Genomic DNA, 12232 nt, shown 5'->3' with positions numbered 1-12232 from the left:
AAACCAGCAACGGTTTATATCACACGGAGGTGTAAGATGTCTGATGTAGCTAAAAGAGTAAAAGAAATTATCGCCGAGCAGCTGGGAGTTGACGAGGCACAGGCTGTTTCCGAGGCATCCTTCATGGATGATCTGGGTGCAGACTCCCTTGACACCGTTGAGCTGGTTATGGCTCTTGAAGAGGAATTCGATATTGAGATCCCCGATGAGGATGCTGAGAAGATCCAGACCGTTCAGGATGCCATTGATTACATCACTGAGCACACCTAGGATCTGATCGAAGACCGGCAGGATTGAAAAGGGGGGACTGGTCCCCTCTTTTCCTTTTTTACCAGACCCACTATGAATGGGAGTTTAAAGATGAGAAGAGTCGTCGTTACCGGTGTGGGTGCCGTCTCCCCCTTGGGGACCGGCAATCAGAAAAACTGGGATGGCCTGATTAACGGCCGCTCCGGCATTGACTATATCACCCGATTTGATGCCAGTTCCCTTCCGGTCAAAATAGCCGGAGAGGTCAAGGATTTTGACGCCGAGCAGTTTATTGATAAAAAAGAGATCAAGAAGATGGATCTCTTTATTCAGTATGCCATGGCTGCAGCCCACTTTGCCATGGAGGACTCCGGTCTGCAGATTACTGAAGAAAATGCCGAGCAGGTCGGTGTCTTGGTCGGTGCCGGTCTGGGTGGCCTGCCCACCATCGAAAAGTATCATACGGCACTGCTTGAAGGGGGCTACAAGAAGATTTCGCCCTTCTTCATCCCGATGCTGATTATCAACCTGGCTCCCGGCCATATTTCAATCAAGTATGGCGCCAAAGGCCCGAACCTCTCTTCTGTGTCTGCCTGCGCTACCGGTACCCACTCGATTGGTGATGCCTACCATATGATTGCCCGTGGCGATGCGGATGCCATGATTGCCGGCGGAACCGAGTCTACGGTTACACCGCTGGGAATCGGTGGCTTTGCGGTGATGAAGGCGCTCTCTGATCGCAATGACGAACCGCAACGTGCTTCCCGTCCATTTGATAAGGGCCGTAACGGCTTTATCCTTGGCGAAGGGGCTGGTATTGTGGTGCTTGAAGAGTATGAAGCAGCCAAAAAACGTGGGGCAAAGATCTATGCCGAGGTCGTTGGTTATGGTCTGACCGGTGATGCCTACCATATGACTGCGCCTGCTGATGGCGGAGAGGGCGCTGCCCGCTGCATGAAGATGGCCCTCAGGAATGCAGGCGTAAACCCTGAGCAGGTTGGCTATATCAATGCGCACGGTACCTCTACCCCCTTTAATGACCTGAATGAATCTCTGGCCATTAAATCGGTCTTTGGTGATCATGCCTACAAACTGATGGTTTCTTCCACCAAGTCCATGACCGGTCACCTGCTGGGTGCTGCCGGTGGTCTTGAGGCGGTAATCAGTTGTATGGTGCTGGACAAAAATATTATTCCACCCACCATTAACTACGAAGAGCCTGATCCGGCCTGTGATCTTGACTACGTGCCCAACAAGGCCCGTGAAGCCAAGGTGGATTATGTCATGAGCAACTCGCTGGGCTTTGGCGGTACCAACGCCACCCTGTTGTTCAAGCGGGTGTAGCAATGAAGATTGCTATCGGTTCAGACCACGGTGGATTTGAATTAAAACAGGCCCTGATCCCTTTTCTGCAGGGCAGGGACATTGAGGTGGCAGACGCTGGCACCTATTCAACCGATTCGGTTGATTACCCTGAATTTGCTGAAGCAGTGGCCCTGCTGGTGGTACATGGTGAGGCAGACGCAGGAATTGTGATCTGCGGTACCGGCATCGGTATTTCCATTGCTGCCAACAAGCTTCCCGGTATCAGGGCTGCCCTGGTAACCACACCCCAGATGGCTGAGTTGGCCAAGCAACATAACAATGCCAACATCCTTGCCCTGGGGGGCCGTATCCTGTCGCTTGAAACAGCCGAGGCCTGCGTAACAGCCTGGCTTGATGCTGTTTATGAAGGAGACCGTCACCAGCGCCGTCTGGACAAGATCACCACCATTGAAAAAAAGAGCTGTCAGTAGAGTCTCTTAGCAGCTATACTATCAAGCGGGACTTGCAAAAGTCCCGCTTGCTTTTTTGTGCTAACCGTATACAACCTTTCAAGGAGCATGAACGATGTCAATTCTCTCCCAGTTTGATCCAGCAGTTGCTGAAGCAATTCAGCATGAGACCGAGCGCCAGGAGTACAACCTGGAGCTGATCGCCTCTGAAAATTTTGTGTCCGAAGCCGTGCTTGAGGCTCAGGGCAGTGTCATGACCAACAAGTACGCCGAGGGATATCCGGGCAAGCGCTACTATGGCGGATGCCACCATGTGGACGTGGTTGAAAATCTGGCTATTGAGCGGGCCAAAGAGCTGTTCGGCGCAGAGCATGCCAATGTGCAGCCCCACGCCGGTTCCCAGGCCAACATGGCAGTCTACAATGCGGTTTGTCAACCGGGTGATACCATTCTGGGAATGAACCTTTCCCATGGCGGCCACCTGACCCACGGCAGCCCGGTCAACTTCTCGGGACGCTTCTATAATGTGGTGCCCTACGGTGTTTCTCCCGACACAGAAACCATTGATTACAACGAGGTTGAGCGTCTGGCACTTGAGCACAAGCCCAAGATGATTGTCGTTGGTGCCAGTGCTTATCCCCGCATCATCGACTTCCCGGCCTTCCGTGCCATTGCTGACAAGGTTGGTGCCAAGGTGATGGTTGATATGGCTCACATTGCCGGCCTGGTGGCTGCCGGCGTGCACCCCAACCCGGTTCCCTATGCTGAGTTTGTTACCACCACCACCCACAAGACCCTGCGTGGCCCCCGCGGTGGCATGATTCTCTGCCGCGAGGAATATGCCAAGACCATTAACTCGCAAATCTTCCCCGGTATTCAGGGTGGACCGTTGATGCATGTGATTGCAGCCAAGGCAGTGGCCTTTAAAGAGGCACTGCAACCTGAATTCAAGACCTATCAGCAACAGATTGTCAAAAACGCTGCCAAGCTGGCAGAATGTCTGATCGCAAAAGGGTTCAAGCTGACCTCCGGCGGTACTGACAACCACCTGATGCTGCTTAACTTTACCGGTACCGAAATTACCGGTAAGGCTGCTGAAGAGGCTCTGGACAAGGCCGGCATCACGGTGAACAAGAACACTGTGCCGTTTGAGACCCGTTCGCCTTTTGTCACCTCCGGTATCCGGATCGGTACTCCGGCCTGCACCTCACATGGCCTGAAAGAGACCGAGATGGAGCAGGTGGCCGGATTTATTGCCGATGCCGTAGCCAATATCGGCAATGATGACGCTCTGGCCAGCATCCAGAAACGGGTGAATGAGCTGATGAAAAAATTTCCACTCTATGCCAGCCGCCTGAAATAGTCTGCAATTGCAGCTTCAGCAAAAGCCCGGCGACCTTTGTTGCCGGGCTTTTGCTTTTCCCTGATTGTCGCTCTTGATACAGTATGATACAGGTAGTGCCATGCCTGACCTGACTCCACATATACATGTTGCCTGCGCCATCATCAAAAATGATGGCCTGATACTGGCCACCCAACGCTCTGCGAGCATGTCCTTGCCACTTAAGTGGGAGTTTCCCGGCGGCAAGCTGGAAACCGGGGAGTCTGCAGAACAGTGTCTGCTGCGTGAGCTACAGGAAGAACTGGGAATTGTGGTCAGGGTAGGGGCAGGGTTGGAACCGCTTACCCACCGTTATCCCACGTTTACGGTAACACTCCATCCCTTTCACTGTGACAGCCTGCAGGGACAGATGGTCCTGCATGAACACAGCGCTGCCTGCTGGCTTGCCCCCCATGAGTTGGCAACGCTGGACTGGGCTGAGGCTGACTGGCCGATCATTTCTCTGTTGACACAACAACCATGAACTATATCGCTGACCTGCATATCCATTCCCCCTTTTCACGGGCTACCAGCCCGGACAGCAGTCCGGCCGGACTGGCGGCATGGGCTCGCCTGAAAGGGATTCAGGTGATCGGCACCGGTGACTGTACCCATCCCGGTTGGTTCAAGCGGCTGAAAGAGCAGCTTGAACCTGCTGAACCAGGTTTCTACCGCCTGAAAGATGAAAAAAGCATTCCTGATATCCTGCCAGGGGTGATGCAATCTGACAGCCCGATCCGCTTTCTGCTGTCTGCCGAGATCAGCTCCATCTACAAACGGGGCGGGGCAACCCGCAAGATCCATAACCTGCTCTATCTGCCTGATTTTGCCTCGGTTGAGCGTCTGAACGCCAAACTGGCCGGGATTGGCAATATTGCATCGGATGGCCGGCCGATCCTGGGGCTGGACAGTCGCGACCTGCTGGAGATCATGCTGGAATGTTCACCAGATGCCTTTCTGGTGCCAGCCCATATCTGGACCCCCTGGTTTTCCCTGTTTGGTTCAAAATCAGGTTTTGACAGCATTGAAGAGTGTTTCGGCGACCTGAGCAGCCATATCTTCGCCCTGGAGACCGGGCTTTCTTCTGATCCTGACATGAACCGCCTGATCTCAGGGCTGGATCACTGTGCCCTGATCTCTAATTCAGACTGCCATTCTCCCTCAAAGCTGGGGCGCGAAGCCAATCTGTTCAACACCGGTCTTGATTTTTTCTCCCTGCGCGATGCCTTGAAGAAGAACCAGCGTGACAGCTTTTGTGGAACGGTTGAATTCTTTCCTGAAGAGGGTAAATACCACTTTGATGGTCACCGGGACTGTAAGGTCTGCCTTGATCCCCATGAAACCCGCCGTTTGCAAAACCTCTGCCCGGCCTGTGGTAAACCGGTTACCGTGGGGGTACATCATCGGGTGCTGGAACTGGCAGATCGTGCAGAGCCACAGTATCGCGATGATGCCCCCGTGTTTTATTCCTTGATTCCGCTGCCGGAGCTGCTGGGAGAGCTACTCCAGGTTGGGCCGTCCTCCAAACAGGTCATCCATCAGTATGGCCGGGCGCTGGCTCAATTCGGGTCTGAATTTAATCTGTTGTTACATGCAGAGCTTGAACAGATCAGGAGTTTTGAGCCACTCCTGGCTGAAGCGGTCAAGCGGATGCGTGAAGGCACCGTAATCCGTCACCCTGGCTATGACGGCGAATTTGGTGTCATCCGGGTCTTTGAACAAGGCGAGCTGGCTCAATTGGCAGGGCAGGGGGGGCTGTTCGGTGAACAACGTGTTCCCAGAAGCCGCAAAAAGCCGCTGTCAGACCCGTTGCCAAAACAACTCGCGTCTCCACCCGCAACTGACAATCAGCGGGTTCCAGCCAAGGCAACCGGTCCGAACCCTGAGCAGCAGGCAGCCATTCAGAACGATGGACGGCGCGTGCTGGTGGCTGCCGGGCCCGGCACCGGCAAGACCTTTACCCTGGTGTCACGCCTGCAGCGTTTGCTTGATCAAGGCGCAGATCCCAGTCGTATTGTTGCAATCACGTTTACAACCCGCACTGCTGAAGAGATGCGGGAACGCCTTGCAAAGAGTTGCGGGGCAACGGCAGAGGACCTTTTTATCGGCACCTTTCATCGCTTCTGCCTGGAACAGTTACGCCAGGACAATCCTGGCCTGACCGTGGTTGGGCCGGAAAGTCGCCAGCGGTTGCTGAAGCGGCTTTATGCCGAACGGGGAGTGGCTGAACGCAGCAGGATATCCAATGCCATCTCAGCCCATTGTTCCGGCATTCAGGTGGCCCTGACTGAAGAGACCAAGCTCTATGTGGATGAACTGGTGCGCCTGAACGCCCTTGATCTGGATGCCATTATTCCGGTCTGTGTCCAGCTCATGAATGCCGACGAATCATTTAAACAGCGGGTGCAACAGGCTGTACAGCACCTGTTTGTGGATGAATTCCAGGACCTGAACCGCTCCCAATACGATCTGGTACAACTACTGGCAGAGCAGGCTACGGTCTTTGCCATTGGCGACCCGGATCAGGCCATTTATGGTTTCAGAGGGGGAGATCTGCGCTACTTCTTCCGTTTTGCCGAGGTGCCGGACACGGTTTTGTTGCCGCTCAAGACCACCTATCGTCTGCCCAGAAGGATTGTACAGGCTGCCGGCAGCCTGATCTGCCGTAACCTGATCTGCAGCGGCTTGCCGCTTTCAGCTGCCGACAATTGCCCGGAGGGGGCAATAGAATTCCATCGGGCACTCTCCCCGGGTGCTGAAGCAGAACTGATTGTCAGACGAATCGAGGAGCTGATCGGCGGTGTTGACAGCTTTTCCCGCAGTACTGGCCGAAGTGGCAACACACCATTGCCTGACAACCTGAGCTTTGCTGATTTTGCCATTCTGTTCCGCCTGGGGCGTCAGGCCGAAGAACTAGCTGAGGCGCTCACTCGTCGTGGTATACCGTATCAACTGGTAGGAGCAACTCCCTTTTACATGGAGTCCAAGCTTCGCCCCCTGTATCAGCTGTTGCAGGCAGCAAGCGGCAGCGATGAAATCGCCCTCTGGCTGAGTCTTTTTGGGGCTCTGAAGGGGGTGGGAACAACCACCCTTGATCGGCTTGAGTCTGAACTGCCGCTGAGGGGGGATTTTTTTGACCTGGCGGCTGAACATGATCATACCCCGGCAACGGGCAAGGCCCTCAAACTGCTGGCATCCACCCTTGACAGGTTGCAGAAATCAGCAGCTGACCAGGGCGTCGCAGCTGCCCTGCGGATCTCCTTGCCCGTCTTTGGCCTGGAACCTGATGATGTTACGGACCGACTCCTGCAGATGGCAGAGGGGTTCGGAACGGATCTCTCCGCCTTCAGTCACCACCTCAAGCAGTATGCCTCAGCAACGGTTTATGATCCGCGGGCCGAAGCGGTTGCACTGATGTCCTGCCACAGTTCAAAAGGACTTGAATTCCCGGTCATCTTCATGACCGGCCTTGAAGAGGGGATCTTTCCTTGCACCTTGATGGGGACCCCTAATGTGGAGGAAGAACGCCGACTCTTTTACGTCGGTCTGACACGGGCAAAGCAACGTGTCATCCTGACCGCATCAGGTTATAGGGGTTGGATGGGGCAGGGCTTGCGCGAGCTTTCACGTTTTATTACTGAGCTGCCCGCAGAGTTGGTGGACAAACCGGAAGCAGGTAGGCAACGTCGCAGAGCCCCAGTAGAATCAGAGGCACAAATGGAATTGTTTTAGAAATTACCTTGACGAAACAAGGTAATTGACCTAATTTAACCAATTCCAAATACTGCGAGAGTGGCGGAATTGGCAGACGCACCAGACTTAGGATCTGGCACCGCAAGGTATAGGAGTTCAAGTCTCCTCTCTCGCACCATTTAATATTTCATCCCACGCAAGCGAGGAACAGTGATGCAGGTTAAGATAGAAGAGATCAGTTCAGTTAAGCGCAGAATAAGTGTTGAAGTCCCGGCTGAGCGGGTAAATACCGAGATTGAAAAATCATTTGCCGGTATTCAGAAAAAGGCCACTCTTGCCGGTTTCCGCAAGGGCAAGGCACCGCTGCAGATGGTCAAAAAGTTTTATCGCAATGCCATGCAGGATGAGGTCATGCGCCGTCTGTATGAACAGACCCTTTTCCCGGCACTGGATGAGCACAAGATCGAACCGGTTGACGCTCCGATGATCGATGATATTGCCTTGGTAGAGGAGGGGACTCCCTTCAAATATTCTGCCTTGATCGAGATTATGCCACAGATTCTGTTAGGCGAGTACAAAGGTCTGCAGGTCAAGAAAGAGCGCTACGTTGCTGACGAAAAGGCAGTTGAGGGCGAAATCGAGCGGATGCGCGAGAATATGGCCCAGCTGGCTCCGGTCGAAGAAGGAACCGTTGAAAAGGGCATGGTTCTGACGGTTGATTTTTCCTTTGCCGTTCCCGGATATCCCGAGGAAGAGACCAGTGGCAAGGATGCCTCGGTAGAGGTTGGCAACGGGCGTCTGCTGCCTGGGCTGGAGGAAGGCCTGATCGGCATGGCGCTGGGCGAGACCAAAGACATTACGGTTACGATGCCTGACGACAACCCAAACAAGGAACTTGCCGGCAAACCGGGAGTCTTTACGGTCACACTGAAAGAAATCAAGAAGAAGGAACTGCCTGAACTGAATGACGAGTTTGCCCAGCAGTTCGGTGATTTCGAGACTATCGTTGATATGCGGACCAAGCTGGCCGAGATGCGTGAACAACAGGAACTTGAGCGGATCAAGACTGACCTCAAAACCCGGATCATTGATGCCTTGATCGAAAAAAATCCGCTTGAAGTGCCTGATTCCATGGTGCGCCGTCAGACCGACTTTATGCTGGAAAACCTCAAAAACCGCCTAAAAGGCCAGAACATGTCCCTTGAAATGATGGGGCTTGATGAAGACGGCTTCAGACAGCGTTTCTGGGGTGAGGCTGCCCAGAAAGTCAAAGGCGGTCTGCTGGTGATGGCGCTGGTTGAGCAGGAAAATATTGCCGTTGAAGAGTCTGATCTTGAGGCCCGTTATGCCCAGATCGCTGCAGGTAATGACGATATGCTCAGCCGCATCAAGGAGTTCTATGCTTCTCAAGCCAATGCCCGCAACTCAATGGTGGCAGAAATCAAGGAAGACAAAGCTATCGCCTTCCTGTTGGATAACGCGGTAGTCACTGAAGTTGAAGCTGCTGAGCTGAATGCTCCGGTTGCCGGAGAATAAAGGATTCATGTCCATGTATGTACCGATGGTGGTTGAGCAGAGCGGACGCGGTGAGCGCGCCTACGACATCTATTCACGGCTTCTGAAAGAGCGGATTGTCTTCCTGGGGGGCGAAATCAATGATCAGGTTGCAGACCTGGTGATCGCCCAGTTGCTGTTTCTTGAAGCAGAGGATCCGGACAAGGATATTCACCTGTACATCAACTCTCCCGGTGGTGTGGTGACTGCAGGCATGGCTATCTTTGACACCATGAACTATATCAAGGCCCCGGTTTCAACCATCTGCATCGGCCAGGCTGCCTCCATGGGGGCGGTATTGTTAACTGCCGGAGAAAAAGGGAAACGTTTTGCGCTACCCCATGCCCGCATCATGATTCACCAGCCTTCGGGCGGGTCACGCGGTCAGGCCACTGACATCATGATTCAGGCCGAAGAGATTTTACGCATGAAACGGGAACTCAACCGTTTGCTGGCTGACCTTTCCGGACAGCCGGTGGAACGCCTGGAACAGGACACGGAGCGAGACTTCTTCATGTCGGCTGAAGAGGCCAGAAATTACGGCCTGATTGACGCCGTCATGACCCGTCGTCCAGACGGAGGTGACTAACGTGAGTCGAAGAGACACGTCACAGCATCATCTTACCTGCTCATTTTGCGGTAAAAGCCAGGATGAGGTTAAAAAACTGATTGCCGGGCCGGCAGTCTATATCTGCGATGAGTGCATTGAACTTTGCAATGACATCATTGCCGAAGAAATCAGGATGGAAGACGCCCTGGGGCCTGATGTCACCAAGCTGCCAAAGCCTAAAGAAATTAAAGAGTTTCTTGACGAGTATGTCATTGGCCAGGAAACCGCCAAAAAGGTTCTTTCCGTAGCGGTCTACAACCATTACAAGCGGATCGAACGTCCAGCCAAACCGGGCGATGTAGAGATGCAGAAGAGCAACATCCTGATCCTTGGACCAACCGGATCGGGCAAGACTCTGCTGGCACAGACCCTGGCCCGGATGCTGAAAGTGCCTTTTGCCATTGCCGATGCCACCAACCTGACTGAGGCAGGCTATGTTGGTGAAGATGTTGAAAATATCATTCTGAGTCTGCTGCAGGCAGCTGACTACGATGTCGAGCGGGCGCAAAAAGGAATTGTCTATATCGATGAGATCGACAAGATCGCCCGCAAGGCTGAATCCCCTTCATTGACCCGAGATGTGTCCGGTGAAGGTGTACAGCAGGCCTTGCTGAAGATCATTGAGGGCACTGTGGCCAGCATTCCTCCCAAGGGCGGCCGCAAGCATCCTCAGCAGGAATTTCTCAAGGTTGATACCAGCAATATACTCTTTATCTGCGGTGGTGCCTTTGCCGGTCTTGACGGAGTCATCCAGCAGCGCATCGGCAAGAAGACATTGGGCTTCGGGGCCGATGTCAAAAAGAAGCTGGAAAAGAAGGCTGGCGAACTGCTGTTGCAAGTAACGCCGGAAGACTTACTAAAATACGGCTACATACCTGAATTCATTGGCAGACTACCGATGCTTGCCAGCCTGACAGAACTTGATGAAGATGCCTTGGTTCAAATTCTGACCGAGCCCAAAAACGCCCTCACCAAACAGTATCAGAAACTGTTTGACATGGAAGGGGTACGGTTGCGTTTCACCGATGGAGCACTGGTCAGCATTGCCAAGGAAGCCCTCAAGCGCAACACTGGTGCTCGTGGTTTGCGGGCAATTCTCGAAGGGGCCATGCTGGATGTAATGTATGAGATTCCCTCGCAGAATACGGTTCGTGAAGTAGTAATCAGCGAAGATGTGATCTACCACAAAGAGCGGCCTTTACTGGTGTACGAACCGTCAGCAGGCTCTGCGGTCGCATAAATACTGAAAAAAGTGCTTGACAGTTTTGAACAGCATTGATAAAAACTTCTTCTCTTTGATTCTTCCCTAACCAATCTCTTATGGAGGTGTAACGTGACGAAAGCTGAACTGATTACCGCCGTTGCTGAAAAAGCTGGTCTGAAGAAGGTTGAGGCTGAGAAGGCTGTTGCTGCATTTGTCTCCGCTGTGACTGGCTGCCTCAAGCAAGGCGACAAGCTCAGCCTGGTTGGCTTTGGTACCTTCAGTACCAGCAAGCGCGCTGCTCGCAAAGGCCAGAACCCACAGACCGGCAAGAAGATCAATATCGCTGCCGCGACTGTACCCAAGTTCAAGCCTGGCAAGACTCTGAAGGAAGCCGTAAACGGTAAGTAAGCAGTTCCGGTTACACGTTAAGCAGATATAGTTTGGGGTTGTAGCTCAGTTGGTTAGAGTGCCGGCCTGTCACGCCGGAGGTCGCGGGTTCGAGCCCCGTCAACCCCGCCATTTTAAAGAAATTTTTTGGGTGAATAGCTCAGCTGGGAGAGCGCCAGCCTTACAAGCTGGATGTCGGGGGTTCGATCCCCTCTTCACCCACCATAACAATCAAAAGGAAAAGGCAACTTTTCCTTTTTTTATCAGCAATCAGCAGTGATACCGCTGATAACAATTTGGGGTTGTAGCTCAGTTGGTTAGAGTGCCGGCCTGTCACGCCGGAGGTCGCGGGTTCGAGCCCCGTCAACCCCGCCATTAGTATGAAAGAGGGTGCTCTCCAGGCACCCTCTTTCTTTTTGTAAACAAACGAGGTACATATTTCGATATGCTCAAGGCCTTTGTTGTCATACCGACCTACAACGAACAGGATAATCTGCAGCGCCTGATTGAACAGGTACTGGCGCAGGACGCGTCATTACAGGTCTTGGTGGTTGATGACAACTCGCCTGATGGTACCGGCCAGCTTGCAGACGAACTCTCCCGATCAAACGAGAGGATACATGTGCTGCATCGCCCAGCCAAATTGGGACTTGGATCTGCATATCGTGACGGTTTTCGTCGTGCTATGGAGCTTGGCGCTGACCTGCTGATAGAGATGGATGCAGACTTTTCCCATGATCCCTCGGTTTTGCCGCTCTTTCTTGAACAGATCGAGACCCATGACCTGGTTATCGGATCACGCTACTTAAACGGCATCAGTGTAGTCAACTGGCCATTACGACGGCTTATGCTCAGCTACGGCGCCAACTGGTACACCCGTTTAATTACCGGCTTGACCATTATGGACTGCACCAGTGGCTTTAAATGTTTTCGTCGCAGCCTGATTGAAGCTATCGATCTTGACAGGGTACGTTCTGACGGCTACTCATTCCAGATTGAAATGCATTTCAGATCGGCTGAGCTTGGCGCCAGAATCTGTGAAGTGCCGATCATCTTTATTGATCGCCGTTCAGGCCAATCAAAGATGTCAAAAAGGATTGTGAGAGAAGCGGTGCTGATGGTCTGGAAGCTGAAACTGGGCAGTCTGTTTGGACGCAGGAGCTAAGACGCATGCCAACGGAACTATGGTCTGTGATTGCCACGTGCACGTTTTGGTGCTGGGTCGCCAGCAGTCTGTTGTTCATGTTTAAAGCCTTTCCTCGTTTGGGTGTCTTTCAGGCAAGACCGGCCATAATCTGGGGAGCAACCTCTGTTTTGTGCGCAGGTCTCTGGATGATAGCCTTACGTCTGGCATAAAGACCTGATTGCTGTTTTAGCGG

11 protein-coding genes and 4 tRNA genes are annotated in these 12232 nt (G+C 53.1%); all 15 read left to right on the top strand.

Features of this window, described 5'->3' with window-relative positions:
• Positions 1-36: 36 nt before the first annotated feature.
• Positions 37-270, top strand: a complete 234-nt coding sequence (acpP, locus tag FY034_RS08720) for an acyl carrier protein (RefSeq protein WP_012469990.1) — start codon at positions 37-39, stop codon at positions 268-270.
• Between the two features lie 90 nt (positions 271-360).
• Positions 361-1593, top strand: coding sequence for a beta-ketoacyl-ACP synthase II (gene fabF, locus FY034_RS08715; protein WP_012469989.1), 1233 nt, complete (start codon positions 361-363; stop codon positions 1591-1593).
• 2 nt (positions 1594-1595) lie between these two features.
• Positions 1596-2045 (top strand): ribose 5-phosphate isomerase B, encoded by a 450-nt coding sequence (rpiB, locus tag FY034_RS08710; RefSeq protein ID WP_265549643.1) that lies wholly within the window; start codon positions 1596-1598, stop codon positions 2043-2045.
• Positions 2046-2139: 94 nt separating this feature from the next.
• Positions 2140-3387 carry a serine hydroxymethyltransferase gene (gene glyA, locus FY034_RS08705; RefSeq protein ID WP_265549641.1) on the top strand — a complete coding sequence of 416 codons (1248 nt, stop codon included), beginning with the start codon at positions 2140-2142 and terminating at the stop codon, positions 3385-3387.
• 100 nt (positions 3388-3487) lie between these two features.
• Complete coding sequence (locus FY034_RS08700; RefSeq protein WP_265549639.1) at positions 3488-3889, top strand: (deoxy)nucleoside triphosphate pyrophosphohydrolase; 402 nt, start codon at positions 3488-3490, stop codon at positions 3887-3889.
• Complete coding sequence (locus tag FY034_RS08695; RefSeq protein ID WP_265549636.1) at positions 3886-7137, top strand: UvrD-helicase domain-containing protein; 3252 nt, start codon at positions 3886-3888, stop codon at positions 7135-7137. Before FY034_RS08700 ends, FY034_RS08695 begins: the two co-directional genes overlap by 4 nt.
• A gap of 54 nt (positions 7138-7191) precedes the next feature.
• A tRNA-Leu gene (locus tag FY034_RS08690) sits at positions 7192-7276 on the top strand.
• 35 nt (positions 7277-7311) lie between these two features.
• Positions 7312-8634 carry a trigger factor gene (gene tig / locus FY034_RS08685; RefSeq protein ID WP_265549634.1) on the top strand — a complete coding sequence of 441 codons (1323 nt, stop codon included), beginning with the start codon at positions 7312-7314 and terminating at the stop codon, positions 8632-8634.
• Between the two features lie 13 nt (positions 8635-8647).
• Positions 8648-9241, top strand: coding sequence for an ATP-dependent Clp endopeptidase proteolytic subunit ClpP (clpP, locus tag FY034_RS08680; RefSeq protein ID WP_012469983.1), 594 nt, complete (start codon positions 8648-8650; stop codon positions 9239-9241).
• Position 9242: 1 nt separating this feature from the next.
• Positions 9243-10502, top strand: coding sequence for an ATP-dependent Clp protease ATP-binding subunit ClpX (gene clpX, locus FY034_RS08675; RefSeq protein WP_265549630.1), 1260 nt, complete (start codon positions 9243-9245; stop codon positions 10500-10502).
• 93 nt (positions 10503-10595) lie between these two features.
• Positions 10596-10874, top strand: coding sequence for an HU family DNA-binding protein (locus tag FY034_RS08670; protein ID WP_078790688.1), 279 nt, complete (start codon positions 10596-10598; stop codon positions 10872-10874).
• 34 nt (positions 10875-10908) lie between these two features.
• Positions 10909-10985 (top strand) — tRNA-Asp (locus tag FY034_RS08665).
• A gap of 17 nt (positions 10986-11002) precedes the next feature.
• Positions 11003-11078 (top strand) — tRNA-Val (locus FY034_RS08660).
• 73 nt (positions 11079-11151) lie between these two features.
• A tRNA-Asp gene (locus FY034_RS08655) sits at positions 11152-11228 on the top strand.
• Between the two features lie 70 nt (positions 11229-11298).
• The gene (locus FY034_RS08650) at positions 11299-12018 is read left to right on the top strand and encodes a polyprenol monophosphomannose synthase (RefSeq protein WP_265549626.1); all 720 of its coding nucleotides are present in this window, start codon (positions 11299-11301) and stop codon (positions 12016-12018) included.
• The last annotated feature ends 214 nt before the right edge of the window (positions 12019-12232 follow it).

Origin of the sequence: Trichlorobacter lovleyi (genome assembly GCF_015239775.1) — a bacterium.
Lineage (GTDB): Bacteria > Desulfobacterota > Desulfuromonadia > Geobacterales > Pseudopelobacteraceae > Trichlorobacter > Trichlorobacter lovleyi_B.
This window is presented reverse-complemented; position numbering and strand designations above follow the sequence as displayed.

Coding starts and splice junctions, on each gene's coding strand:
- rpiB (WP_265549643.1), top strand. CDS start 1,596: ATGAAGATTGCTATCGGTTCAGACCACGGTGGATTTGAATTAAAACAG.
- FY034_RS08695 (WP_265549636.1), top strand. CDS start 3,886: ATGAACTATATCGCTGACCTGCATATCCATTCCCCCTTTTCACGGGCT.
- glyA (WP_265549641.1), top strand. CDS start 2,140: ATGTCAATTCTCTCCCAGTTTGATCCAGCAGTTGCTGAAGCAATTCAG.
- clpP (WP_012469983.1), top strand. CDS start 8,648: ATGTATGTACCGATGGTGGTTGAGCAGAGCGGACGCGGTGAGCGCGCC.
- FY034_RS08650 (WP_265549626.1), top strand. CDS start 11,299: ATGCTCAAGGCCTTTGTTGTCATACCGACCTACAACGAACAGGATAAT.
- tig (WP_265549634.1), top strand. CDS start 7,312: ATGCAGGTTAAGATAGAAGAGATCAGTTCAGTTAAGCGCAGAATAAGT.
- fabF (WP_012469989.1), top strand. CDS start 361: ATGAGAAGAGTCGTCGTTACCGGTGTGGGTGCCGTCTCCCCCTTGGGG.
- acpP (WP_012469990.1), top strand. CDS start 37: ATGTCTGATGTAGCTAAAAGAGTAAAAGAAATTATCGCCGAGCAGCTG.
- FY034_RS08700 (WP_265549639.1), top strand. CDS start 3,488: ATGCCTGACCTGACTCCACATATACATGTTGCCTGCGCCATCATCAAA.